Source organism: Pseudoselenomonas caprae (genome assembly GCF_008271345.1).
GTDB lineage: Bacteria > Bacillota > Negativicutes > Selenomonadales > Selenomonadaceae > Selenomonas_A > Selenomonas_A caprae.
Window position 1 is genome coordinate 1 of record NZ_VTOZ01000028.1, and the last position, 20,958, is coordinate 20,958.

Genomic DNA, 20,958 nt, shown 5'->3' on the forward strand with positions numbered 1-20,958 from the left:
ACATCTCCTTTAATTTTCGTTGTAGAAAGCGCATTTTTGAAAATATCCATCGCAATTATGGGAGAACCAGGGGTTCCATCTTCAAACTTCCCTTTACCGGCAAAACAGTCTACATAGACCAAAGGCCTGTGTGTATGTAAAATCTTTGACACATATGGCGTTAAATAACATCCTAGCAATTCATCTTTAACTATAGACCATGGTTTCTTTTCAATAAAAAAGTCATCATTCTTCTTTGACACGATTACTCACCTTCCTGTTTCGAGCTTATAAAACCGAAAATCGAACCTCGCCGACAATTTATTTAATATAGTGAAATTTGCTAATCAGTCAACCTCATAAAAAATAGCGCATAGTTTAACACCATGCGCTATTTTTCAAGCTTTTTCTTTTTTTATCACCTTCATAATCTGTTCTTCTGTCCAATTTGTAACTTCTTTAATAAAGTCAATCCCCATGCCCTTTTTCCATAAGTTTTTTACAACATTCTCTTCGCCCAGTTCTATTCCTCGCGCCATCCCGCGCTCATAAATGCCTTCGCTCAAGTTGCACATAGTTCTCAACTCCTTTTCCATTTCAGCAGTGACCTCTATATCAAACTTTTTCCTGAGTATCTCACTTTTTTCTTCCGCAGTCTTCGTTGTTTCTTGGAATATGACCTGCAACATGGACAACAATCTGTTCCGCACTGGCCCAGGTGCCAAGTAAACCATTACAATATTTAGCAAGTCATAATTTTCCTGTGGTTCCTTATATTTGCCAACCAAATGACGCTCTGCCATACGGTAGTGATTGATGACACTCTTATCCGTAGGAGACTCCATACATATCCAAATGGTATATACCTTCTTGACCTCGCTGTAATCTGAACCTCGAAATTCAGTTTCTTTCTGAGCCGATATCAGCCTGCTACCATAGAATACAGCCCTTTTCATAAGAATGTACTTCAACGTAGATTCTGAAAATGTTTTCTGTGCCTCTATATTTATAATGAGGCGTATACGTTCGCCTGTTTCCGGCGTGACCGCATGAAAGATTACATCAAAAGTTGTCCAACCTTCTGTGACATCTCCTACTTCATTACGGAGTCCCTTTATTTTCTTCGGCTTTGCCACCGTATTCGTCTTACCTGGATTTATAGGCACATTACTTACCCGAATATCGCCTTCGATGTACTTATCTGCTATATCGCCCAGACTGGCCTCCTTGAACTCAGGCACAGTCCCTTTTAATAAATATGCCGCTACTGCCCGCTCTGACAAAATTCTCTTGGCAGCCAAATCATACTGAGGATTGTTAAAGCCAAGCAGTTTATCTGCCGGCATTTGATTATGTTGCATTCTACAACAGCTCCTTCCTCTTGCTTGAATTATACCACAAATCCGCCTCCCCATAAAGTAGCGGCAGTTTTGTTAAAAACGCGGGTAAAATCAATCAAATCTCATTTACCAATTTTTCTCCGAACTTTCTCCGAACCTCTCCGAACTATTTTCTTCAAGCGACCTCTTAGGCGTCATCTTGAGCGACATTGAGATACTCAACTCCAGGCTCTTCGGCTTTTTCCGCGACAGTTGACAAGTCAAAAAATCACTGTTGTATATTTTGTAGAATTGTATGCCATATATGCAGGTACATAAAACCACGTCGTTGAATTAGAATGCTATCGACACATGACATATACGCCCAACAAAGGAGCGAAAACCTATGCTTCAGAAAAAATATGTGTTTCATACATTTGATTAACTAAAGGGCATTGCCTCCGAGATAACGGCCAGCAATGCTTATAGAAATGCGTCCGGTGTTCTTTTCCAGCTCTACAATCCCAAGATTGACGCTGCTGATGAGGAAATAATCACGTACCTTCATGATGCCTGTGAAAAAGCCTGTCTCATAGGGCTTACCTGCGCCAATATCGCAGATCAGGAATTTGATATCAAGGATGAGCCCATCGAGCTGAATGTCACCTATTTTCGCACCACAAGGGTTCTGGCCTTTGACTTTGATATGAATCATGAAACCGGGTTCGTGGCAGGGCGCATCCTTAACAATAAACTGGAGGATATCTATGACGCCAGATGTATGCTCGTCTGCTATTCCTGTGGCAGTGCCGTCATCAATGCCTTTACCAACGAGTTCAGCCATCATAAACTCCCCCTCTTCGGTGCCAAGGCAGGGCGCAGCATAAGGGCCTTGAATACGGCGCTGGTATATGGCAAAAGTACCCATGCAAATGGCATTGTTGCCATTGTCTTTGCCGGAGAAGATTTGCATCTTTATATGGATAATTGCCTTGGCTTCAAAGAAATCGGCCTGGAAATGCTGGTGACCAAAACGGAAGGCGACAACATCATCACCGAGATTGACCACAAGCCGGCAACGGAGGTTTATTCCAAATACCTGAATGTCAAGCCAAACAAGTATTTTGTCCATAATGTATGTGAATTTCCCCTGATTTTTTCTCAAGATGACTGCATCCTTGCCCGTGTCCCCTTTGCCTGTGATGATGATGGTTCCATCTACTTTACTTCCGGTGTGGAAAAAGGCGCAAGATTCCGGCTTTCCTATGGGAATTCGGACAACCTGTTCAACATCATTGACCAATCGGTTCAGAACCTGAAAAAATTCAAAACGGAAGCTATTTTCTTATTTGAATGCGGAAACCGTGTTCGCTTTCTCAAAGACCAAGCAAGGCACGAGCCGGACAAATTTCGGGAGTATAGGTTCTGCGGGCCACTGTGGATTTAATCAAGGATAATTTACAGCCCCAGCACGTTTTCGGGCGCTGGGGCGGAGAGGAATTCTTATATTTACTTCCAGATACGGACTTGGAAAAAGCCAAGGAGTTTGCGGAAAAGCTGCGCCTGCAGGTGGAAGCCAACTGCTATGTGGTGATGCGGCACGTGACGATGAGTTTGGGCGTCACCAGCATCATGGAGGGCGATGATATGAATTCCTTTGTGAAACGGGCGGACGAAGCCCTTTATATGGCCAAGGAAAATGGCCGCAACCACGTGGTGGGTTATATTACTCATGGAAAGTAATCTTCTCATCCCCCACCAATTTCCCGCCCAGCAGCGTTGCTTCATGCGTATGTATCGCAAAGCCCTGTTGGGCCTTTTCCATGCTGGCATTGGCGTAACAGTAACGGCAGCCGTGGATGCAGGTATCGTACTGGCCGATGTCAAAGCTTTCCACGCAGTTGCAGAGCGGGCGCTGGCTCTTGGCTTTGCCGGCCTTAACGGGCCTGCCGGTGATGCGTTCAATGAGCGGGCCATCGATGCAGGCACCATGGATGATGCCATACTCCTCCAGGTCAACCGCCTCGGAGCAGGTCTGCAGCGTTACGCCACTGCCCTGGGCTATCCTGGCAAGGCCCTTTGCCAAGGCCTGTATTTCCTCCAGGGAAAGCTCGTGCAGGTTCAGCCCCTGGGTATTCTTTTTCGCCTTGGCATAGAGGTCGATAAAGCTGATCACGCAGCGCTCCACGCTGGCGGATAATGCCGCCAGGTTTTCGGCAAACCAGTTCAGATGATGCTCGATGTTGTAAGTCTCATTGAGCAAAATAGGGTCGTAGCGCCAGACTACCCGCTCCCGTCCTAAATGCTGGGAGAGCTCCTGCATGGTCTTGACGATATCCCCTTTGGGCCGCAGGTTCGTCTCCACCTCCCTTCCATAGGGCGTCAGGGAAACCTGCACATAGTAGTGGTAGTCCTTAAGGGCAGCCAAGCGCCCCAGCATCGGTGCCGGGTCCTTCGTCCAGAACACGATGCAGTCAACAGCCTCAGGCTTTAAGGATATGCGGCTCACCTGCTTGCGGTTGAAGGGATTGATCACATCCGCGTAGCCTTCCTCCAATCGCCGGCAAAACCAGTCGAAATAAAAGGCCGGAATATCCGTCCGGCGGCTGGCACTTACAATCATGGCTCTGCATCCTCATCCAGAGTTTCCAGCAGGAAACTCACGGGGCGGAAGCCATCGTTGCAGGAAATCATAGCCGAACGGGGATTTTTCATCCAGCCATCGTAAAAGTCCTCCGCACCATGGGCCAGCCCCATGACGAAGGGAGACATGGATTCCCAAGCGCTTTCGCACATGCCCTCCGGCCGCTGCCAGCCGTTGGCGATGAACACCGCCCCTTCCTCGATGTCACAGGCGTGCTCGATGGGATTTTCGTATTGCGCCATCAGATCCTGATAGCAAGCTTTCCGCATCACCGTTATCCGTACTTTTTTCATGCCCAGCCCTCCATTCCGCTTCTCTAAGCTAATTCTATCACAGCCCGCATCAGGCGCAAAGACCAAGACTCCGCGTTTCATTCCTGCTTGCATGCATAGGCCGCGCTCCTTCACACAACAAAAAGACATCTGACACGTCAAACCGAACTGTCAGATGTCAAGCATTGCAGAAACTATCAAAACCGTCCCAATAACGGATAGTGGTACTCTTTTTCGTTGATTACCTTGAAGCAGGCGATTATGGAGCAGCAGAACCATACGCCCCCCAGCAAAAGGAGCAGCGGCCAGAGGAACAGGCCTATCAACAGGACGGTAAGCCCGGTGACCACAGCACTGACCACGCCAAAGATAGCCTGGGCCATCAATGCCTGCTTGGCATGCTGGGCGATGAAAGCATCCTGCTTATCGTAAATCAGATACAGTACCAGCGGAACCAATATATAGCCAACGCCGAAGAACAGGTAGCCGATGTGAGCCGCCAGCGCCAGCACTTTTTGTTTGCCATCTATCATGAGTAACAACCCCTTTCTTACAAGGAGTGTATCATGCCCACACGTTTTTAGCAAGAAGCTGCACCCTGTCAGACAGGGATATGGATGCCCTTTGCGCAGCATAAAAATACTCCCCTTATGATGACAGTCTCACTGTCTCTCATAAGGGGAGCCTATCCGCTTGACATGTCAAAAAGCTGACATGTCAAGCAGCAGCGATCTGACCGGTCATTCGCTTACCGGATCGATCAGAATTCTTCGCTCTTGCTGGCGATTTTTTCCTGTACATAGGCAATGAAGTCGTCAATCTTCATCGTCGTGCTTTCCTGTACGCCGCGTTTGCGGACTGCTGCCGTCTTGTCGGCAACTTCCTGGTCGCCGACAACGAGCGTGTACGGCGTTTTCTTGACCTGGCTCTCACGGATCTTGTAGCCGACTTTTTCGTTGCGGTCATCGACTTCTACGCGCAGGCCGAGATCGAACATTTTCTTCTTGAGCTCGTAAGCGTAGTCAGCGTGTTTCTCCGTAATCGGCAGGATGCGGACCTGTACCGGAGCGAGCCACGTCGGGAAGGCACCGGCATAGTTCTCGATGAGGATGCCGATGAAGCGCTCAATCGAACCGTAAACAACGCGATGCAGCATGACCGGACGATGTTTCTCGCCGTCCTCGCCGACATACGTGAGGTCGAATTTCTCCGGCATCAGCATGTCGAGCTGGATCGTACCGCACTGCCACGTACGGCCGATGGAATCGCGCAGATGGAAGTCGATTTTCGGGCCGTAGAAAGCGCCATCGCCTTCGTTGATGACATATTTGAGACCGCGATGCTCGAGCGCATTGCGCAGGGCTTCCGTTGCACTCTCCCAGATTTCATCCGAGCCCATGGAGTCCTCCGGACGCGTGGAGAGCTCTGCCGTATACGTAAGACCGAACGTGCTGTAAACTTCATCGAACAGGTCAATCGTATGCTGGATTTCTTCCTCAATCTGGTTCGGCGTCAGGAACAGATGCGCATCATCCTGCGTGAAGTTGCGAACGCGGAACAGACCGTGGAGCGCACCGGAAAGCTCATGGCGATGGACGATGCCGAGCTCGCCGAGACGCAGCGGCAGGTCACGGTAGCTGTGCTGATGGGATTTGTAGACCAGCATGCCGCCCGGGCAGTTCATCGGTTTTACCGCATAGTCTTCGCCATCGATCTGCGTGAAGTACATGTTTTCTTTATAATGATCCCAGTGACCGGAAGTCTCCCAGAGCTTGCGGTTCATGATCATCGGCGTCTTGATTTCCTGATAGCCATAGCGGCGATGGACTTCGCGCCAGTAGTTGATGAGCTCGTTGCGGACAACCATGCCATTCGGATGGAAGAACGGGAAGCCAGGGCCTTCCTCATGCAGGCTGAAGAGGTCGAGCTCTTTGCCGAGCTTGCGGTGGTCGCGCTTCGCTGCCTCTTCGAGCATGTGCAGGTATTCATCGAGGTCAGCCTGTTTCTCGAAAGCCGTACCATAGATGCGCTGGAGCATCTTGTTCTTCTCGCTGCCGCGCCAGTAAGCACCGGCAACACTCTGAAGCTTCAGTGCCTTGACCTTGCCCGTCGATACGACGTGCGGGCCAGCGCAGAGATCCGTGAACTCGCCCTGGGTGTAGAGCGTGATCAGCGCATCTTCCGGCAGGTCGTTGATGAGCTCGACCTTGTAGCTTTCGCCCATCTCCTCGAACATCTTGAGGGCATCGGCACGGCTGACTTCCTTGCGCTCAAGCTTGAGGTTCTCTTTGACGATTTTCTTCATTTCTTTTTCGATATCCTTGAGATCAGCCTCGCCGAGCTGCTTGTCCATATCGATATCGTAGTAGAAGCCATTGTCGATAGCCGGTCCAATGGCCAGCTTGACGTTCTGGTCTTTATAGAGGCGTTTTACGGCCTGTGCAAGGATATGGGATGCCGTATGGCGCAGAGCCCAGCGGCCATCAGCCTCTTCAAACGTCAGGAAATCTACCTGACAGTCCTTCGTCAGGACCGTCGTGAGGTCTTTCGTCTCACCATCTACTTTAGCAGCCAGGACTTTTTTAGCCAGGCTGTTGCTTACTTCTTTTACGAACTCGAGGATGCTCTTGCCTTCTTCGACTTCGCGGACTGCGCCGTCTTTGAGCGTAATCTTTAACATGAAAACCCCTCCTTAAAATAAAAAGCTCCGCCCCTAGATAGGGACGAAGCTGTCGCATCGTGGTTCCACCCAAATTGCTCTCCTGCCAATAGGAAAGCCACTCAGTCTTTGATAACGGAAAAGTCTCCGGTCTCGCCTACACACCCTAAGGCTTCAGCCAAACAGCTCCGAAGTGGTGGCCGCAGCTGCCATCCCGGGATGCTCGCACCAAATGCATCCTTCTCTTAGAGACGCTTATCTGCCGTCGTGTCTTCGTCTTTGCTTTGATGTTCCCTATTATAGGAGCCTTCCCTGCTTCTGTCAAGGGATTTGCCGATTATTTTTCTGCCACTTGCGGGCTTTCGCTTCGCCCCAGCACAGGCACCTGCAATTGCTGGCCAAGACGCAGTCCGCTGCCGTCCGGGGCCAACCCATTGACTTCGATGATGGCCTGCCGCAGCTCAGCCGCCCGCTTCTCATTGGTCGTATAGCGCGCCGCCAGCGACCAGACGCTGTCGTTCTGCTTGATGGTCACCGTATCGAAATCGCTGCTGCGAAGGTAATCGTTCGTCAGATGAAACGGCATAAACGCCGCTGCGGCCACCAGGACGATAGCCAGCTGAAAGAGTCTTTTCTTCATGCACTTCATGATGCTCACGCCTCCATTATCGAACATATTATTCCAAAACACATTTTCCTCAAACATGTCTTCTCCAAAACTTTGTTCTTATTCTAGCATAGAACATTCATTCCTGCAATACTTTTTGCGAACATTTTTTCTCTTGTCGCTATGTTCCCCCTTTGCTACAATAAAGACAGAAGATTGACCAGTCAGATTTGACCTGTCAGAAAGGAGTCTCTCCATGAATATCCATGGCGCTGTCATCATCGAACAGGGCGTGACCTTTGCCGTCATCGCTGTCAAACAGTCCGTGACCATGTACACGACGCGCCTCATCAAGACACGGCAGGAGCTCTCGCAGTTCTTTCCGAACATGCCGATCATCCTCATGAGCCAGGATAGCAGCGGCAATCCGCATTATTATGGCCGTAAGGACATCGTTGATTTCCTCAAGACCATCCGCGTCGATCAGATTCCGTGGAAGGTCTATCATATTTACTGAAACAAACCATCAGTCAGGAGTTTTTTCTATGCAGATCATCCATTATCTCGTGCAGGCCGCCTGCTTCTTCTTTGCCCTGCTCACCCTCAACATCGTCTGGGAGAACGTCAAGGGCTATGGCGCAGAGAAGAAGTACGGCTACTGCCTGCTCTATCTTGCTGGCGGCGCAGCCGTCTTCGCCCTCATGGTGGCACTCACGAATCTGTCGAGCCGCCTGGTCCAGTAATCACACGTGAATCCAGCTGAAAGGAGCGTCTGTCATGAAGCTACTCAAAGCGCTGCATGAAAACGAACGCTTTTCATCCACTGAGCAGAACATCGTCCAGTACATGCTCGCCCACCCCGCCGAGATTGCCGCGATGACCACGCGGGAGCTGGCGGAGAAAACCTACACGAGCCCGGCAGCCGTATTCCGGCTCTGCCAGAAGCTCGGCCTCAAGGGCTACAACGAATTCAAGATCAAGTTCACCAGCGAGATCAACCGCGTGACGCCGCGCAAGGACCGCATCATCCACCGGCCCGTCACCGACAAGAGCCAGCCGGCTGACATCGTCCGCATCATGGCGGAGCTGCAGGTCGAGGCCATCGAAGAGACCAAGAATGAGATGGATCTCGAGCAGGTGACGCGCATCGCCCAATGGATGATGGACGCCTCGGCTGTTGACTTCTACGCCTACGACCAAAACTATCAGCTGGCCCAGACCTCCGTCTACAACCTGCTGCAGGTCAAATGCAATGCCGTCGCCCACAACGCCATGAACAGCCAGATCGCCGCAGCCCTCAACTGCGACAAGTCCCATCTGGCCATCATCATCAGCCGTTCCGGCGTCAACAAGCGGCTCATCCGCGCGGCGCGCGTGCTCAAGGAGCGCGGCATCCGCACGGTGCTGTTCTCCGTGTCCCGCGATACGACCCTTGCCCATCTCTGCGACGAGTTCCTCTACGTCGCCAACACCGTCGACTATCTTGACTTCGGCGGCAGCATCTTCAGCGTCGGCGTGCGCTACTACATGGATGTCCTGTTCGGCATCATCCTCTCGCGCAATTTCAGCGAGGCAGAGACCTTCTACAATAACTTCGAGAACTACATCGGCCACGTCGATGAGAGCAATCGCATCTGGTAACAGGGAGATATCCTTGGCGAAACGTTGTTTCAGACGTTTCGCCTTTTTTATTACTTTCTCTAAAACAGCGCCCCACAGTGCCGCAAACCTATTGAAACAATAAAAACTATCCGTTATAGTAAGAATTGTCTTAAGGCAAACAAGTTCATACAGGTTGAAACAGTTTTATTGTTTACAAGGTTAAAAAAGGGGAATTTAACATGACAAAACAAGAACTCTTCGACAAGTTCATCGACTTCATGGGACGCTTCGCCGAAATCCGTGCGGTGGCAGCCCTTCGCGATGGCTTCATCATGACAACGCCGTTCACGATCTGCGGCTCGGTATTCCTGCTGCTTGCCAATCTTCCGATCCCTGGCTATGCTGAATTCATGGCTGGCCTGTTCGGTCCGGATTGGACAGCACCACTCAACGCTGTATCGGGTGCAACCTTCAGCATCCTCGCACTTATCGCCGTACTCGCTATCACCTACAAATACGTGGAAGGCGAAGGCTGCGATGCCATCATGGCCTCCATCCTCGCACTTTCTACTTTCCTGATTGTCCTGCCGCCGACGCTCGTCACCAAGGGCGGCGAAACGGTCGGTGACATCATCCCGAAGGCCTGGGCTGGCAGCAATGGCGTCATCACCGCCATCATCATCAGCTTCCTCGTCTCCTGGGTCTTCTGCTACTGCGAGAAGAATCACATCGGCATCAAGATGCCGGATGCGGTACCAGGCGGCGTAGCCAAAGCCTTTGAGGCACTGACGCCGGGCATGATCCTCTTCACCTGCGGCTCGGTCATCTACGGCCTCTGCCACTTCGTCGGTGCTACGACGTTCCCGGAACTCATCTTCAAGATTGTCCAGACACCGCTGCAGGGACTTTCCGATACGCTGATTGGTGGATCAATCATCGCGGCTCTGCAGAGCATCCTGTTCTGGGCTGGTATCCATGGCCCGAACGTCGTCGGCGGCGTAGTCAACCCGATCCTGATTGCTAACTCTCTGGACAACCAGCATCTCATCGACATGGGCATGCAGCTGGCTGGCAATCCGGATGCAAAGATCATCACTTGCCAGATCAACGATGTCTTCATCAAATCCGGCGGCTGCGGCCTGACCTTCGGTCTCTTGATCGCCAGCTGGCTCTCCTCGAAATCCCAGCAGATGAAATCCATCACGAAGCTCGCCACGGTACCGGGCATCTTCAATATCAACGAGCCGATCATCTTCGGTCTGCCGATCGTCTTCAATCCGTACCTGCTCGTTCCCTTCGTACTCGTACCGCTGCTCGCTCTCGTCATCTCCTATGTCTCGATCGCCATCGGCTTCATGAATCCGTTCAGTGCCGTACAGGTTCCCTGGACGACGCCGCCCATCATCGCTGGCCTGCTCCTGAACGGCTGGCAGGGTGCTGTGGTCCAGATCATCATCATCACGATGGCTACGGCCGTCTACTTCCCGTTCGTCCGTGCCCAGGACAGAGCCATGCTCAAAGAAGAGCAGGATATGGATCAGTCCGAAGCTCACACGGATGCTCACTCCGGCAATACCGAATCCGAGGGTCATCCTCAGATTCAGCATTAAATACACCAATAGTTCTACACGTTTTTTGAAAGGAAGATTCATCATGAAAAAGATCATTCTGCTTTGCGCCGCTGGTATGTCCACGAGCATGCTCGTCAAGAAAATGCAGGAAGCTGCTGCGGCCGAGTCCTTTGAATGTGAGATTGCCGCTTATCCGACGTCTGAGGCTACGACCAAGGCTGCCGATGCCGATGTCATCCTGCTCGGCCCCCAGGTCCGCTTCCAGAAAAACAAGATTGCCGAGCAGTGCCCGGGCATCCCGGTCGATGCCATCGACATGCGCATGTATGGCCGCATGGATGGCGCTGGCGTGCTCAAGTTCGCACAGGGCTTGATGGCGTGAGGTGAGCACAATGGAAGGACTTGAACTCACCGCATTCCAGATCATCTCCTCGGTCGGCACGGCCCGCAGTTCTTACATCGAGGCCATTCAGGAAGCGAAACAGGGCCACTTTGACGCTGCCGAAAAGCTCATCAAGGAAGGCGACGAGATGTTCGTCGAAGGCCACGACGCCCATGCGGGCCTGCTTACCCAGGAGGCCCAGGGCGGCCCTGGCAGCACGCTCTCGCTCTTGATTCTCCATGCTGAGGATCAGCTGATGAGCGCCGAGGCTTTCAAGACGATTGCCCTCGAATTCATCGATGCCTACAAGCGCATCGAAGCATTAGAAGAAAAAATCAAGTGAGGTAATATACTATGGGTTTTCCAAAAGGTTTCTTATGGGGCGGCGCGGTCGCTGCCCATCAGCTTGAAGGCGGCTGGCAGGAAGGTGGCAAAGGCGTAAGCGTTGCCGATGTCATGACCGCAGGCCGTCATGGTGTGCCGCGTGAGATCACCGACGGTGTCCTGCCGGGCAAGAATTATCCGAACCATGAGGGCATCGATTTCTACCACACCTACAAAGAAGATCTCGCCATGCTCGGCGAGATGGGCTTCAAATGCTTCCGCACCAGCATTGCCTGGACGCGCATCTTCCCGAATGGTGATGAGCTAGAGCCAAACGAAGCCGGCCTGAAGTTCTACGATGACCTCTTCGACGAGATGCACAAGAACGGCATGGAGCCGGTCGTCACCCTCTCCCACTTCGAGATGCCCTACCATCTTGTCACGGAATACGGCGGCTGGCGCAACCGCAAGCTCGTCGACATGTTCGTCCGCTTTGCCGTCACCTGCTTCAAGCGCTATAAGGACAAGGTCAAATTCTGGATGACCTTCAACGAAATCAACAACCAGCGCGAGGTGAACGTACCGTTCACGGCCTTCACGAACTCCGGCATCCTCTATGGCGAGGATGAGGACAAGTACCAGACGCTGTTCCAGGTCGCTCACCACGAGTTCCTGGCTTCGGCCAAAGCCGTCATCGAAGGCCACAAGATCAATCCGGACTTCAAGATTGGCTGCATGCTCGCCATGGGCCCGACCTATCCGGAAACCTGCCGTCCCGAGGATCAGATCGCGGCCCTCAAGGAAATGGACAAGAGCTATTTCTTCGGCGATGTGCAGGCCCGCGGCCGCTATCCGTCCTACATCCTCAAGTTCTGGGAGAACAATGGCTACAAGGTGCAGATGGAGGAAGGCGACCTCGATATCCTCGAGCAGGGCAAAGTCGACTACTTCGCCTTCAGCTACTACATGAGCTCGGCTACTTCCGGCGACAAGAGCCGCTTTAAGGAGCTGCAGGGCGGTTTTGCCACGGGCGTGGAAAACCCCTATCTCAAGAAATCCGACTGGGGCTGGCCGATTGACCCGATTGGCCTGCGCTATATGCTGAACCTGCTGCAGGAACGCTACGACCTGCCGCTGATGATTGTCGAAAACGGCATCGGCCTGCACGAGGAGCCTGACGCGAACGGCGAGATCCACGATGATGCCCGCATCGCCTACTTCCAGGCCCATATCCGCGAAATGAAGAAAGCCATCGACGAAGACGGTGTCGACCTCTGGGGCTACTGCCCTTGGGGCCCGATCGACCTCGTCTCGGCTGGTACTGGCGAGATGGAGAAACGCTACGGCTTCATCTATGTCGATAAAGACAATGAAGGCAACGGCACGCTCAAGCGCTCCCGCAAGAAGTCCTTCTACTGGTACAAGAAAGTCATCGCCACCAATGGCGAAGACCTTACAAACGACTGATACAATACCCTTTAATAATAAAAAATGCGAAACAATGTTACAGTTGTTTCGCATTTTTTATTGTTCTATCTAAAGCATTGTATCAATCCAGCATAAGGGAATTGTTCATAAATGAAAGAATATGCTATAGTTATATTGTCTTAAGACAGCACAGTTCGCACTTATACCCCAATCAACAACTATCGAAAGAGGGAAACGAAATGACAAAACAAGAACTCTTTGATAAATTCGTTGACTTCATGGGACGCTTCGCCGAAATCCGTGCCGTAGCGGCCCTGCGTGACGGTTTTATCATGACCACTCCTTTTACGGTCTGCGGCTCGGTATTCCTGTTGCTGGCCAACCTGCCGATTCCCGGATATCCGGAATTCATGGCCAGCCTGTTCGGCCCCGACTGGACGGCTCCGCTCAACGCCGTGGCCGGTGGCACCTTCAGCGTGCTCGCCTTGGTTGTCGTGCTTGCCGTCACCTATAAATACGTGGAATCCGAAGGCTGCGATGCCATCATGGCTTCGATTCTCTCGCTCTCGACGTTCCTGATCCTGCTGCCGCCCTCGCTGACCACGAAGGCTGGCGAGACCGTCGGCGACATCATCCCAAAAGCCTGGGCGGGCAGCAATGGCGTCATCACGGCGATTCTCGTGAGCTTTGCCGCCTCCTGGATTTTCTGCTACTGCGAAAAGAACCACATCGGCATCAAGATGCCTGACGCTGTCCCGAGCGGTGTAGCCAAAGCCTTTGAGGCGCTGACGCCGGGCATGGCGCTCTTTACGGGAGCCTCGCTTCTCTACGGCCTCTGCCACTACCTCGGCGCAACGACGCTGCCCGAACTCATCTTCAAAATCATCCAGACGCCGCTGCAGGGCCTTTCGGACACACTGATCGGCGGATCGATCATCGAAGCACTCGAAAGCATCCTGTTCTGGGCCGGCATCCATGGCCCGAACGTCGTTGGCGGCGTCGTAAGCCCGATCCTCATCGCCAACTCCCTCGACAATCAGCACCTCCTCGATATGGGCATGCAGCTGGCTGGCAACCCCGATGCCAAGATCATCACCTGCCAGGTCGACTTCATGGTCAAGACTGGCGGCTGCGGCCTGACCTTTGGCCTGCTGATTGCCAGCTGGCTCTCGGCCAAATCCTCACAGCTCAAATCGCTGACGAAACTGGCCACGGTTCCTGGGTTCTTCAACATCAACGAGCCGATTATCTTCGGTCTGCCGATTGTCTTCAATCCGTACCTTTTGATTCCCTTCGTGCTCGTCCCGCTGATTGCCCTCGTCATGACCTACGCCTCGATTGTCGTCGGGTTCATGGCTCCCTTCAGTGCCGTACAAGTTCCCTGGACCGCCCCGCCCATCATCGCCGGCTTCCTCTTGAACGGCTGGCAGGGTGCTGTGGTGCAGCTTGCAACCATCGTGATGTCCACCATCGTCTACTATCCGTTCGTCCGCATGCAGGATAACGTCATGCTCAAAGAAGAGCAGGCCGCCGATGCAGCAAAACAGCCCCACAAAAACAACGACGAAGCAGAGGGCGTCCCGCAGACGCAGCTCTGATGCCTTCCCCATAAGAATACGCCTGACTGGTCCATTGACCGGTCAGGCGTATTCTCGTTCTCAGCCCAATGACTGCTTTTTCAAGACCTGCTGGATATCCTCCATCAGCAGCCCTTCGAGCTCATAGCGTTCAAGCTGCGGATGCAGTGCCTGCAAGATCTGCCAGGCGGTATTCTGCAGGATATCGTAGAGCGGCAAGTCCATCAATTCCTCAAACTCGGCCAGGCACCCGATCAAGTGACGGTATTCCTCCTCGGAGAAACGCACCGATCCGTCAAGGATACGGTCCACCTCGCGCTGCAAGCGGGCTTGCGGTTCCATGGACTGGGCCACGTTCACTGCCGCCAGCTTCCTCGTCAGCACAGCAATCTGTTCCTCCGTTTCCGCCGGCGCAATCTCGAGGATATTCCCCAGCTGTACCGCATAGTGGCGGTGCAGCGCCGCAATCTCCGCCCGCTGCTCATCGTAGGCCGCAAAGTCTGCGGCCTGTTCCACTGCCTCTTCATACAGGGCCTGTATATACTGCTCATCTTTCATAGCGATTCCCCCATCTCTGCCTTATTCCCCTCTATCATATACAAAGAACCGCGCCAGCGTCAAATCCCACAAGCACTGCCACTCATTCCTCCTCGTCATCCCACTCCTCTGTCATGGCGGAATGGAAGGCTGCGACGACATCATCTGGCACCACAAACGAATCCAGCCGGAACCGCGCATCAAACACCGCCTTGCTGTCCAATTCTTCATCCAGCAAAGCCGCAAAGCCTTCCGCCTTGGTGATGCTCTCCAAGTTTATCTTCTTTTCTATGGCTGGGGCCATGGCATCGAAATCGTAACCATACACAGTGATTACCCCATTGCTGCCCACCCAGGCTTTGACCGCATATAATGACGAACCTTCATAATCATAGCCAAACTCACAGGTACGTCCATTCATGGCCCAATCAAACCCTGTGCCATCGTCACCATTGTAGTAGCCAAGGGTCCGGATGAGGCCTTTATTGCCTCTTTCCGTAAGCTCGTCTGCTACATGATCCATACTCTCAACCAATTTCTGATAAACCTGTCCTACATCCATCACTGCATCCTCCTTGCTCCTATCAATCTTCTGAACCTATTCTTCTTTTTCCTCTTGCGTTTCCACTCAATGATAACGGACTGGTTTTCAAAGAAATTTATACCAGCTTTAAAATACCATTAAATTTCCCCCATCAAAAAGCCGCCATCGAGTGATCTCTCGATAGCGGCTTTCGTTCGCTTATTATCGTTACTGCCGTTCCTGCCTTTCGGCGGCAAATCTCTCAGCCAAACGCTTGCTGATTTTCTGCCAGGCAGTATGCATCTGTTCCTGCTGCTGGATTTCTTCAGCCGACAGGCCTGGCCCCTTATCTTCCTCATCGGTGATAAACACAAAGGGCTGGCGTGGTGCCTCGCGCTCGTCTACGCGCCGGAGCTTATCCGTGAACTCCATATCCTTGCCCGCTGGCTTGCGGCCACGCAATACATCCCCGGCGGACTCCGCCTGCTTATCGTTCTCCTTGCCCAGCAGAGCATCCAACAGCTGTCCTTCCTCCTCAGCCTGGCGGCGCTGCATAGCGAGGTAGTCAAGTCCCTGCGCTTCTTCCTGCTTGTGGTCCTGCTTTTGCTTCTGCTTGGCTTTGGCAGTTTGTACCGAACCGCCAAAGGTCTTGGCGATGGCATCCTGCACTTCTTCTTGGAAGGATTCGCTCTCGGTGTCAATGGGACTGCCACCCTTTACCTGATTTATCATCTTGCGGATTTGATTGACGATGCCATTCTCCCCTTGCGGGTCGAGTTCATTCAAGGCGCTGGCTAATGTATCATAGAACGAGTCATCCTTGCCGTAATCCTCCAAAAACCGGTTCAGCTGTGTGGCTAGTACGCCAAAGGCACCACCCTGCGTATTTTTCATCCGCATATCATAGCAAAACGTTTCTTCGTTGAAGGTCACTACGGGTGCCGACACCGCATCCCCATAAAGCGCCGCATAGGCTTCTTCATAAGTCGCATGGGGTTTTAGTATCTCGCCGACGGTGTCGGTGATATATCCCTGCATCCACTGACGGACTACGGACTTCCCGTTTGCGATCTCCTGCTCCTGCGTCAGGGTTTCCTCGATGCCCGTCGCTTCGGTCCAGCGGTAATGCTTCGTAGCGATTTCCGTTACTGGCGTATAGAGGCTTGCCGATGTATCCAGAACCTCGGCAGACGTAGTCGCAGCCGTTGCTGGCGGCTTGTCCGCTATGGCAAAATCCTGCTCGATTGCCGGCAAACCTAACTCCTCATAAGTTGCCGGTGCCTGCGACAATTCGCCTTTCGGAATCTCCGAAACGATTCGCTCCAGCCGCTTTTTATCCGCCTCGGGGTCATAAGGACTGCCCTGTGAATAGTACCTTTCATTGCACTGCTGATAATAGGCAATGCCACGCTCCAGCGCCGACAGCTCATCCTCCCGCGTCCAGCCCTTTCCATAGGGCGTATAGGGCGCGTAAGCACTATTGGCTGGCTCCAGCCAGACCTTCCCTCCCTGTACGCGTGTCGATATGCCTTCCAGCAAATTGGCGGCGATATCCACCTGGTAAGCCGGTGCCGTCAGAAAAGACGGCGCAGCGGCCGCATCGCTCTGATTTTTTGCCTTACTGTCTGCCTTATTGGCGGCACTTAGCTGGTAGTCGATAAAGCCAGCACTGGCCGCCTCTTTGGTGCCAATCATCATGCAATCATCCTCCTTGACGCACTTCCCCTCTCTTCTATATATCGAATATTCCGTAAAAAATATAAGACAAAAACGAGACCACCTGCAATGGATGGTCTCGTCTTGCCGATAGGAATCTATCAGATCATGTTCTTAGAATAGGAATCGTAGAGAGCCTTGAGCTCTTCGATTTTGTCATACATCTCGACCTGCAGGCCCGATGCCGTGGCGTAATCGCCTTCGTTAAGGGCGTTGATGAGCAGCGTGAACAGCGATTTCTCGTCGATGCTGTCTTTTGCCAGATAGGTGCGGATGCCGTTGATTTTGTTCCAGTTGTAGGAATCCTGATCCGTAACGAAATCGGATTTGATTTCGCGGGCCTTGCGGACGATGTCGCGGTTCTCCGGAATGATGCGGGCGATGAGCTCGGTCTTCCAGCGAATCAGCGCACCATCGCGGAAGGCATTGATGATCTGGTCGTTCAAAGCACCGCCGCTCGTAATGACAGCTTTCTTCTCCGGATAGTTCTCGAAGTTCTGCATGTTCTCCCAAACCGTAGCCGGCGGAGCACCAAACAGGCGGTCACGCTCTTCTTCCGTATAGTCCTCGAAGACATCCTTCTCGGAACGATACGCACGGTCTTTTTCGAGGTAGAAGCCTTCCTCGCCAGCTTCTTTGGAAAGCTCAGCCAAAAGCTCAGCCGTCGTGTGTTTGACCGCAACCTTGATGCCGTCGAGACAAGCCGAGTAGATGGCCGCAAGAACGAGATACGTATTTGTGTACGGGTTGCAGGCACGCAGCTCGAAACGCGTAGCATACGGATTGCCAAGGTCGCGGATAAGGCCGGCCAGGATTGTGCGGTTACGGGACGGCTGATCCGGTTTGTGGCCCAGCGACGTGACGATGCAGACCGGAGCCTCGAAGCCCGGTTTGAGGCGGTTCAGCGAGTCATTCGTAGCCGAAACGAACGGGTTGATGCTCTCATAGTTCTTGAGCAGGCCCATGATGGCACCATAGCCCACCGAGCTCATGAAGTCTTTGAGCTGATCGTCCGCCGTGAACAGGTTGTGGAGCTTGCCGTCTTTCGTGATGGCAGCCATGCCGATATGCGTATGCTCGCCGTTACCAGCCAGGCCAATCATCGGTTTAGCCTTGAAGCTGACCTCAAGGCCCATGGAGCGGAATACTTCCTTGACCACCGTGCGGACGAAGATCTCGTTGTCGGCAGCCTGCAGGGCATCGGCGAAGCGCCAGTCAATCTCCAGCTGCTCGCAGACATGGGTCATATGGCCGTTCTCATCGATCTGTGCCTTGAGGCCGCCGACCTCTTTATGGCCCATCTCAACGTTGAAGCCATATTTATCCAGCTCAAGCAGGCAGGTCTCCATAGCCGTGCGGACAGCACCATGGGTACGCTCCCAATACTGCTCCTGCATGACCTGGGAAGCGGACATCTCTTCGATAGCAGCTTCCTCCAGCGGCGTCTTGACCCAGAACTCCAGCTCCGTAGCCGAGGTGAAGGAGATGTCGACCACGTCGTTGCCATCGATGCTCTCAAGGCCGGACATCTTCGGATTCTCTTTGAAGAGCTTCAAGAGCTCATTCTTGACGAATTCCATCGAGTCAGCGAGGACGGCGCGGGAGTCAACGCGTTTGCCCTCATGCACGAGGAAGGACGGGATGCGCAGCGTGCCGACCGGCTTGCCCGTTTCGTCATCGTAGTATTCCATGTTGTAGTCAACGAACCAGTTGACGGACGGATCGATCGGCATATCGACTTTGGCGTTGTTCAGCGTAGCGATACCCGTGAGTACGACGGAAGAACCATCGGTCTGTACAGCCGTGCCGGCATAGAAATCATCGATATCCTTGAGGAAAATGCGGACCGGGATCTTTTCATCCGTATCATTGCCGGCCATATCGACGCCGACGAGGGAAACGAATTTGATTTCCGGATGCGACTTGACGAGATCAAGCACTTCTTCTTTGCTGGAGTTTGCCGGGATTACATAGAGTAAATCTTCCATCGTATACCATCCTTTTCATTTAGACATACAGAAAAAGCCATACAGAATATACCCGAGCCAGGCGGCTCGCGGACTCCTATCCTGCATGGCTTCGTTGCCATAAGTTATTTTGTTTACAGGTGTTATATTAACACAGCCCGATTTGTTTGTAAAGGTACAAATTTTGTATACATCAACCTCAGCGATGGCTCTTGACCTGCCGCTGCACCTTGCCTTGGACGGCAGCTTCAAAGTCCACGAGATTCAGGCCAAACACCTGCCGGAAGGCCTTCTGGCCATCGCCTGTCGAGCGCACGGCCTCCTGCCAGTCGGAAAGTGACTTCCAGCCATAGCGGGTCACAAGCTCCGCCGTTGCATACTCGGCCATGACCGAAGCCGTGTCATCGGTGAAGCTGTCCGCAGTCTTCCGATAGCCATCGGGCGTCTCCATCTGCGCAAGCTGCGGGACATGCCCCGCCTGCCGCAGCGCATCGATCCAGGCACGCTGGTACTGGGGCAGCGTCCCCAGCCCGGCCTCGCCGAGCCGCGCGACGCCCATGATATAGCCGGCACCCCGCACGAGCCACTCGACGTTGCGCTCGGGCGCCCCCATCCGCTGCCCCTGCAGGACGCGCATCATCAGCGCCCCCATGGTGAAGAGGCGCTGCCGGTCGGTATCGAGCTGCTGAGCGTTGATGAGTATCGTGCTGCCATTCTCGATCCACAGGCTGGCTGCGGCCAGCTCCTGCGCCTGCTTGGGCGGCAAGTCGCAGTACAGGGATACGGCCTGGGCCATATCCTGCTGATCCTGGGACAAAACGACCTGATACTCGCCGCAGAGCTGCCGCCCGAAGCGGCGAGCAAATAGTGCCTGCACGGCATCGGCCTGCCGCTGCAGCGATGCCGTAAGGCCGCTACGCACGCCCTCGCGGGCCTCGAAGTGCAGCACGGCAGGCCTTTGCTGCTCGGCGCCCCACCACTGGGAGAACTCCTGCAGGAAGGAGCCGAGCTCAATGCCAAAGGTCTGGGCAAAGGCCGTTTCGCCCTCATGAACCTCCCGCAGCTGACGGAAATATGCCGCCAGCTTGGTCTCCTCCTCCCCCTTGGCATAGCGGTCCAGCAGATACCACGTCATGAGATCCGCCAGCTGATACGTGTGCAGGTCCTTGCGCATGAGGGCCTTGCGCTGCGCCAGCGTGTTGTGCTGGAGCTGCTCGGGCTTGGCCGTCTGCGGAGCGCGCATGAGCTCCGTCTTGACGTCAAGGATCCATTTCGTCATCGTCTTACCGCCCAGCTCTGCCGCAACCCGCGCGCCGATATAGTCAGCCGAGCCCTCTTCGAGCCAGAACAGAGCCTTCTCATCGGTGTCGTTGCCATCGCTGAGCTCATACTGCACCTGATGGAAGAGCTCATGGGCCGTGGTGCTGATGCGGTCGCTGGTGCCCGTCATGACGCCCGCCTTGCCGTTTATGGCCGTTACCGCCCGCTTGCCGCCAGTCCAGCCACCCGAAATCTCGGCGATAGACTTGGCCTCAGCGGGCTCCAGCGAGAACTCCCGCCGCAGCACCTGCTGGTAGTCAGCCTCCGTCCCCGCCACATAGACCTCGACATCCCGCGTCAGCCGCACCCCCATGCCAGCCTGCAGCAAATCGTTGAAAGCTGACGCTGCTTTCTCCACATCCTGCAGCAGACCAGCCTCAGGCTTGCCCTCGGGCTGCACATGGATGGTGCCATCGCCTTTCCGCCCCCAGCCGGCAAAATCCCTGCCGCCCCCTGCCAGCAGGCCGGCGGCCACGCCAGCAGCGAGCAGGAACACCAGCAGTAAACATCCTAGTTTCTTCATCGCGCCAC

At 53.5% G+C, this 20,958-nt stretch carries 22 protein-coding genes; 10 read left to right on the plus strand and 12 right to left on the minus strand.

Going from position 1 to position 20,958, the window contains the following annotated elements:
• The coding region (locus FZ041_RS11590; RefSeq protein ID WP_222931162.1) for a class I SAM-dependent methyltransferase at positions 1-242 on the minus strand (242 nt) is incomplete at its 3' end.
• 135 nt (positions 243-377) lie between these two features.
• Positions 378-1,340, minus strand: coding sequence for a nuclease (locus FZ041_RS11595; RefSeq protein ID WP_149189674.1), 963 nt, complete (start codon positions 1,338-1,340; stop codon positions 378-380).
• A 550-nt stretch (positions 1,341-1,890) separates the two neighbouring features.
• Here FZ041_RS11595 and FZ041_RS14850 point away from each other — a divergent pair.
• Both FZ041_RS14850 and FZ041_RS11610 read left to right on the plus strand, forming a co-directional pair.
• Complete coding sequence (locus FZ041_RS14850; protein WP_255449389.1) at positions 1,891-2,745, plus strand: FIST signal transduction protein; 855 nt, start codon at positions 1,891-1,893, stop codon at positions 2,743-2,745.
• Positions 2,736-3,041: a GGDEF domain-containing protein gene (locus tag FZ041_RS11610; protein WP_187626372.1), complete on the plus strand. Its 306-nt coding sequence runs from the start codon at positions 2,736-2,738 to the stop codon at positions 3,039-3,041. Before FZ041_RS14850 ends, FZ041_RS11610 begins: the two co-directional genes overlap by 10 nt.
• On the opposite strand, the gene FZ041_RS11615 is transcribed toward FZ041_RS11610, so the two are convergent.
• From FZ041_RS11615 to FZ041_RS11635, 5 genes are all read right to left on the minus strand, one after another.
• Positions 3,025-3,921 carry a DUF1848 domain-containing protein gene (locus tag FZ041_RS11615; RefSeq protein ID WP_149189678.1) on the minus strand — a complete coding sequence of 299 codons (897 nt, stop codon included), beginning with the start codon at positions 3,919-3,921 and terminating at the stop codon, positions 3,025-3,027. The two genes, FZ041_RS11610 and FZ041_RS11615, sit on opposite strands and share 17 nt — an antisense overlap.
• Complete coding sequence (locus tag FZ041_RS11620) at positions 3,918-4,235, minus strand: TIGR04076 family protein (RefSeq protein WP_149189679.1); 318 nt, start codon at positions 4,233-4,235, stop codon at positions 3,918-3,920. Before FZ041_RS11620 ends, FZ041_RS11615 begins: the two co-directional genes overlap by 4 nt.
• 176 nt (positions 4,236-4,411) lie before the next feature.
• A complete protein-coding gene (locus FZ041_RS11625; protein ID WP_075445723.1) occupies positions 4,412-4,747 on the minus strand; it encodes a DUF4870 domain-containing protein in 336 nt (111 codons plus the stop codon).
• Between the two features lie 227 nt (positions 4,748-4,974).
• A complete protein-coding gene (gene thrS / locus FZ041_RS11630) occupies positions 4,975-6,894 on the minus strand; it encodes a threonine--tRNA ligase (RefSeq protein ID WP_149189681.1) in 1,920 nt (639 codons plus the stop codon).
• Between the two features lie 316 nt (positions 6,895-7,210).
• Complete coding sequence (locus FZ041_RS11635; RefSeq protein ID WP_173372515.1) at positions 7,211-7,522, minus strand: LysM peptidoglycan-binding domain-containing protein; 312 nt, start codon at positions 7,520-7,522, stop codon at positions 7,211-7,213.
• Between the two features lie 214 nt (positions 7,523-7,736).
• On the opposite strand from FZ041_RS11635, the gene FZ041_RS11640 reads away from it, so the two are divergent.
• From FZ041_RS11640 to FZ041_RS11675, 8 genes are all read left to right on the plus strand, one after another.
• On the plus strand, positions 7,737-7,997 hold the full coding sequence (locus FZ041_RS11640) for a hypothetical protein (protein ID WP_075430752.1): 261 nt from the start codon (positions 7,737-7,739) through the stop codon (positions 7,995-7,997).
• A gap of 28 nt (positions 7,998-8,025) precedes the next feature.
• Positions 8,026-8,223 carry a hypothetical protein gene (locus FZ041_RS11645; protein ID WP_075430754.1) on the plus strand — a complete coding sequence of 66 codons (198 nt, stop codon included), beginning with the start codon at positions 8,026-8,028 and terminating at the stop codon, positions 8,221-8,223.
• Between the two features lie 34 nt (positions 8,224-8,257).
• Positions 8,258-9,121, plus strand: a complete 864-nt coding sequence (locus FZ041_RS11650; protein ID WP_149189683.1) for a MurR/RpiR family transcriptional regulator — start codon at positions 8,258-8,260, stop codon at positions 9,119-9,121.
• Between the two features lie 200 nt (positions 9,122-9,321).
• The gene (locus tag FZ041_RS11655) at positions 9,322-10,692 is read left to right on the plus strand and encodes a PTS sugar transporter subunit IIC (RefSeq protein ID WP_149189684.1); all 1,371 of its coding nucleotides are present in this window, start codon (positions 9,322-9,324) and stop codon (positions 10,690-10,692) included.
• Positions 10,693-10,735: 43 nt separating this feature from the next.
• Positions 10,736-11,035, plus strand: a complete 300-nt coding sequence (locus tag FZ041_RS11660; protein WP_149189685.1) for a PTS sugar transporter subunit IIB — start codon at positions 10,736-10,738, stop codon at positions 11,033-11,035.
• A gap of 10 nt (positions 11,036-11,045) precedes the next feature.
• A complete protein-coding gene (locus tag FZ041_RS11665) occupies positions 11,046-11,378 on the plus strand; it encodes a PTS sugar transporter subunit IIA (protein ID WP_075430764.1) in 333 nt (110 codons plus the stop codon).
• Between the two features lie 11 nt (positions 11,379-11,389).
• Positions 11,390-12,826, plus strand: coding sequence for a 6-phospho-beta-glucosidase (locus tag FZ041_RS11670; RefSeq protein WP_149189686.1), 1,437 nt, complete (start codon positions 11,390-11,392; stop codon positions 12,824-12,826).
• Between the two features lie 200 nt (positions 12,827-13,026).
• Entirely contained in the window at positions 13,027-14,385 is a 1,359-nt protein-coding gene (locus FZ041_RS11675; protein ID WP_149189687.1) for a PTS sugar transporter subunit IIC, read from the plus strand.
• 60 nt (positions 14,386-14,445) lie between these two features.
• Here the strand turns inward: FZ041_RS11675 and FZ041_RS11680 are convergent, their stop codons facing one another.
• The 5 genes from FZ041_RS11680 to FZ041_RS11700 form a co-directional block, all read right to left on the minus strand.
• Positions 14,446-14,922 carry a hypothetical protein gene (locus FZ041_RS11680; RefSeq protein WP_149189688.1) on the minus strand — a complete coding sequence of 159 codons (477 nt, stop codon included), beginning with the start codon at positions 14,920-14,922 and terminating at the stop codon, positions 14,446-14,448.
• A gap of 82 nt (positions 14,923-15,004) precedes the next feature.
• On the minus strand, positions 15,005-15,463 hold the full coding sequence (locus tag FZ041_RS11685) for a hypothetical protein (RefSeq protein WP_149189689.1): 459 nt from the start codon (positions 15,461-15,463) through the stop codon (positions 15,005-15,007).
• Between the two features lie 189 nt (positions 15,464-15,652).
• On the minus strand, positions 15,653-17,122 hold the full coding sequence (locus FZ041_RS11690; RefSeq protein ID WP_149189690.1) for a hypothetical protein: 1,470 nt from the start codon (positions 17,120-17,122) through the stop codon (positions 15,653-15,655).
• Positions 17,123-17,241: 119 nt separating this feature from the next.
• The gene (locus tag FZ041_RS11695; RefSeq protein WP_149189691.1) at positions 17,242-19,128 is read right to left on the minus strand and encodes a type I glutamate--ammonia ligase; all 1,887 of its coding nucleotides are present in this window, start codon (positions 19,126-19,128) and stop codon (positions 17,242-17,244) included.
• Between the two features lie 178 nt (positions 19,129-19,306).
• Complete coding sequence (locus tag FZ041_RS11700; RefSeq protein WP_149189692.1) at positions 19,307-20,950, minus strand: hypothetical protein; 1,644 nt, start codon at positions 20,948-20,950, stop codon at positions 19,307-19,309.
• Positions 20,951-20,958 lie beyond the last annotated feature (8 nt).

What these genes read in the sequence shown, in the direction of transcription:
- FZ041_RS11670 (WP_149189686.1), top strand. Translation starts at nt 11,390, where the DNA reads ATGGGTTTTCCAAAAGGTTTCTTATGGGGCGGCGCGGTCGCTGCCCAT.
- thrS (WP_149189681.1), bottom strand. Translation starts at nt 6,894, where the DNA reads ATGTTAAAGATTACGCTCAAAGACGGCGCAGTCCGCGAAGTCGAAGAA.
- FZ041_RS11695 (WP_149189691.1), bottom strand. Translation starts at nt 19,128, where the DNA reads ATGGAAGATTTACTCTATGTAATCCCGGCAAACTCCAGCAAAGAAGAA.
- FZ041_RS11690 (WP_149189690.1), bottom strand. Translation starts at nt 17,122, where the DNA reads ATGATGATTGGCACCAAAGAGGCGGCCAGTGCTGGCTTTATCGACTAC.
- FZ041_RS11645 (WP_075430754.1), top strand. Translation starts at nt 8,026, where the DNA reads ATGCAGATCATCCATTATCTCGTGCAGGCCGCCTGCTTCTTCTTTGCC.
- FZ041_RS11635 (WP_173372515.1), bottom strand. Translation starts at nt 7,522, where the DNA reads ATGAAGTGCATGAAGAAAAGACTCTTTCAGCTGGCTATCGTCCTGGTG.
- FZ041_RS11665 (WP_075430764.1), top strand. Translation starts at nt 11,046, where the DNA reads ATGGAAGGACTTGAACTCACCGCATTCCAGATCATCTCCTCGGTCGGC.
- FZ041_RS11625 (WP_075445723.1), bottom strand. Translation starts at nt 4,747, where the DNA reads ATGATAGATGGCAAACAAAAAGTGCTGGCGCTGGCGGCTCACATCGGC.
- FZ041_RS11615 (WP_149189678.1), bottom strand. Translation starts at nt 3,921, where the DNA reads ATGATTGTAAGTGCCAGCCGCCGGACGGATATTCCGGCCTTTTATTTC.
- FZ041_RS11650 (WP_149189683.1), top strand. Translation starts at nt 8,258, where the DNA reads ATGAAGCTACTCAAAGCGCTGCATGAAAACGAACGCTTTTCATCCACT.
- FZ041_RS11655 (WP_149189684.1), top strand. Translation starts at nt 9,322, where the DNA reads ATGACAAAACAAGAACTCTTCGACAAGTTCATCGACTTCATGGGACGC.
- FZ041_RS11620 (WP_149189679.1), bottom strand. Translation starts at nt 4,235, where the DNA reads ATGAAAAAAGTACGGATAACGGTGATGCGGAAAGCTTGCTATCAGGAT.
- FZ041_RS11595 (WP_149189674.1), bottom strand. Translation starts at nt 1,340, where the DNA reads ATGCAACATAATCAAATGCCGGCAGATAAACTGCTTGGCTTTAACAAT.
- FZ041_RS11675 (WP_149189687.1), top strand. Translation starts at nt 13,027, where the DNA reads ATGACAAAACAAGAACTCTTTGATAAATTCGTTGACTTCATGGGACGC.
- FZ041_RS11680 (WP_149189688.1), bottom strand. Translation starts at nt 14,922, where the DNA reads ATGAAAGATGAGCAGTATATACAGGCCCTGTATGAAGAGGCAGTGGAA.
- FZ041_RS11700 (WP_149189692.1), bottom strand. Translation starts at nt 20,950, where the DNA reads ATGAAGAAACTAGGATGTTTACTGCTGGTGTTCCTGCTCGCTGCTGGC.
- FZ041_RS11640 (WP_075430752.1), top strand. Translation starts at nt 7,737, where the DNA reads ATGAATATCCATGGCGCTGTCATCATCGAACAGGGCGTGACCTTTGCC.
- FZ041_RS11660 (WP_149189685.1), top strand. Translation starts at nt 10,736, where the DNA reads ATGAAAAAGATCATTCTGCTTTGCGCCGCTGGTATGTCCACGAGCATG.
- FZ041_RS11685 (WP_149189689.1), bottom strand. Translation starts at nt 15,463, where the DNA reads ATGGATGTAGGACAGGTTTATCAGAAATTGGTTGAGAGTATGGATCAT.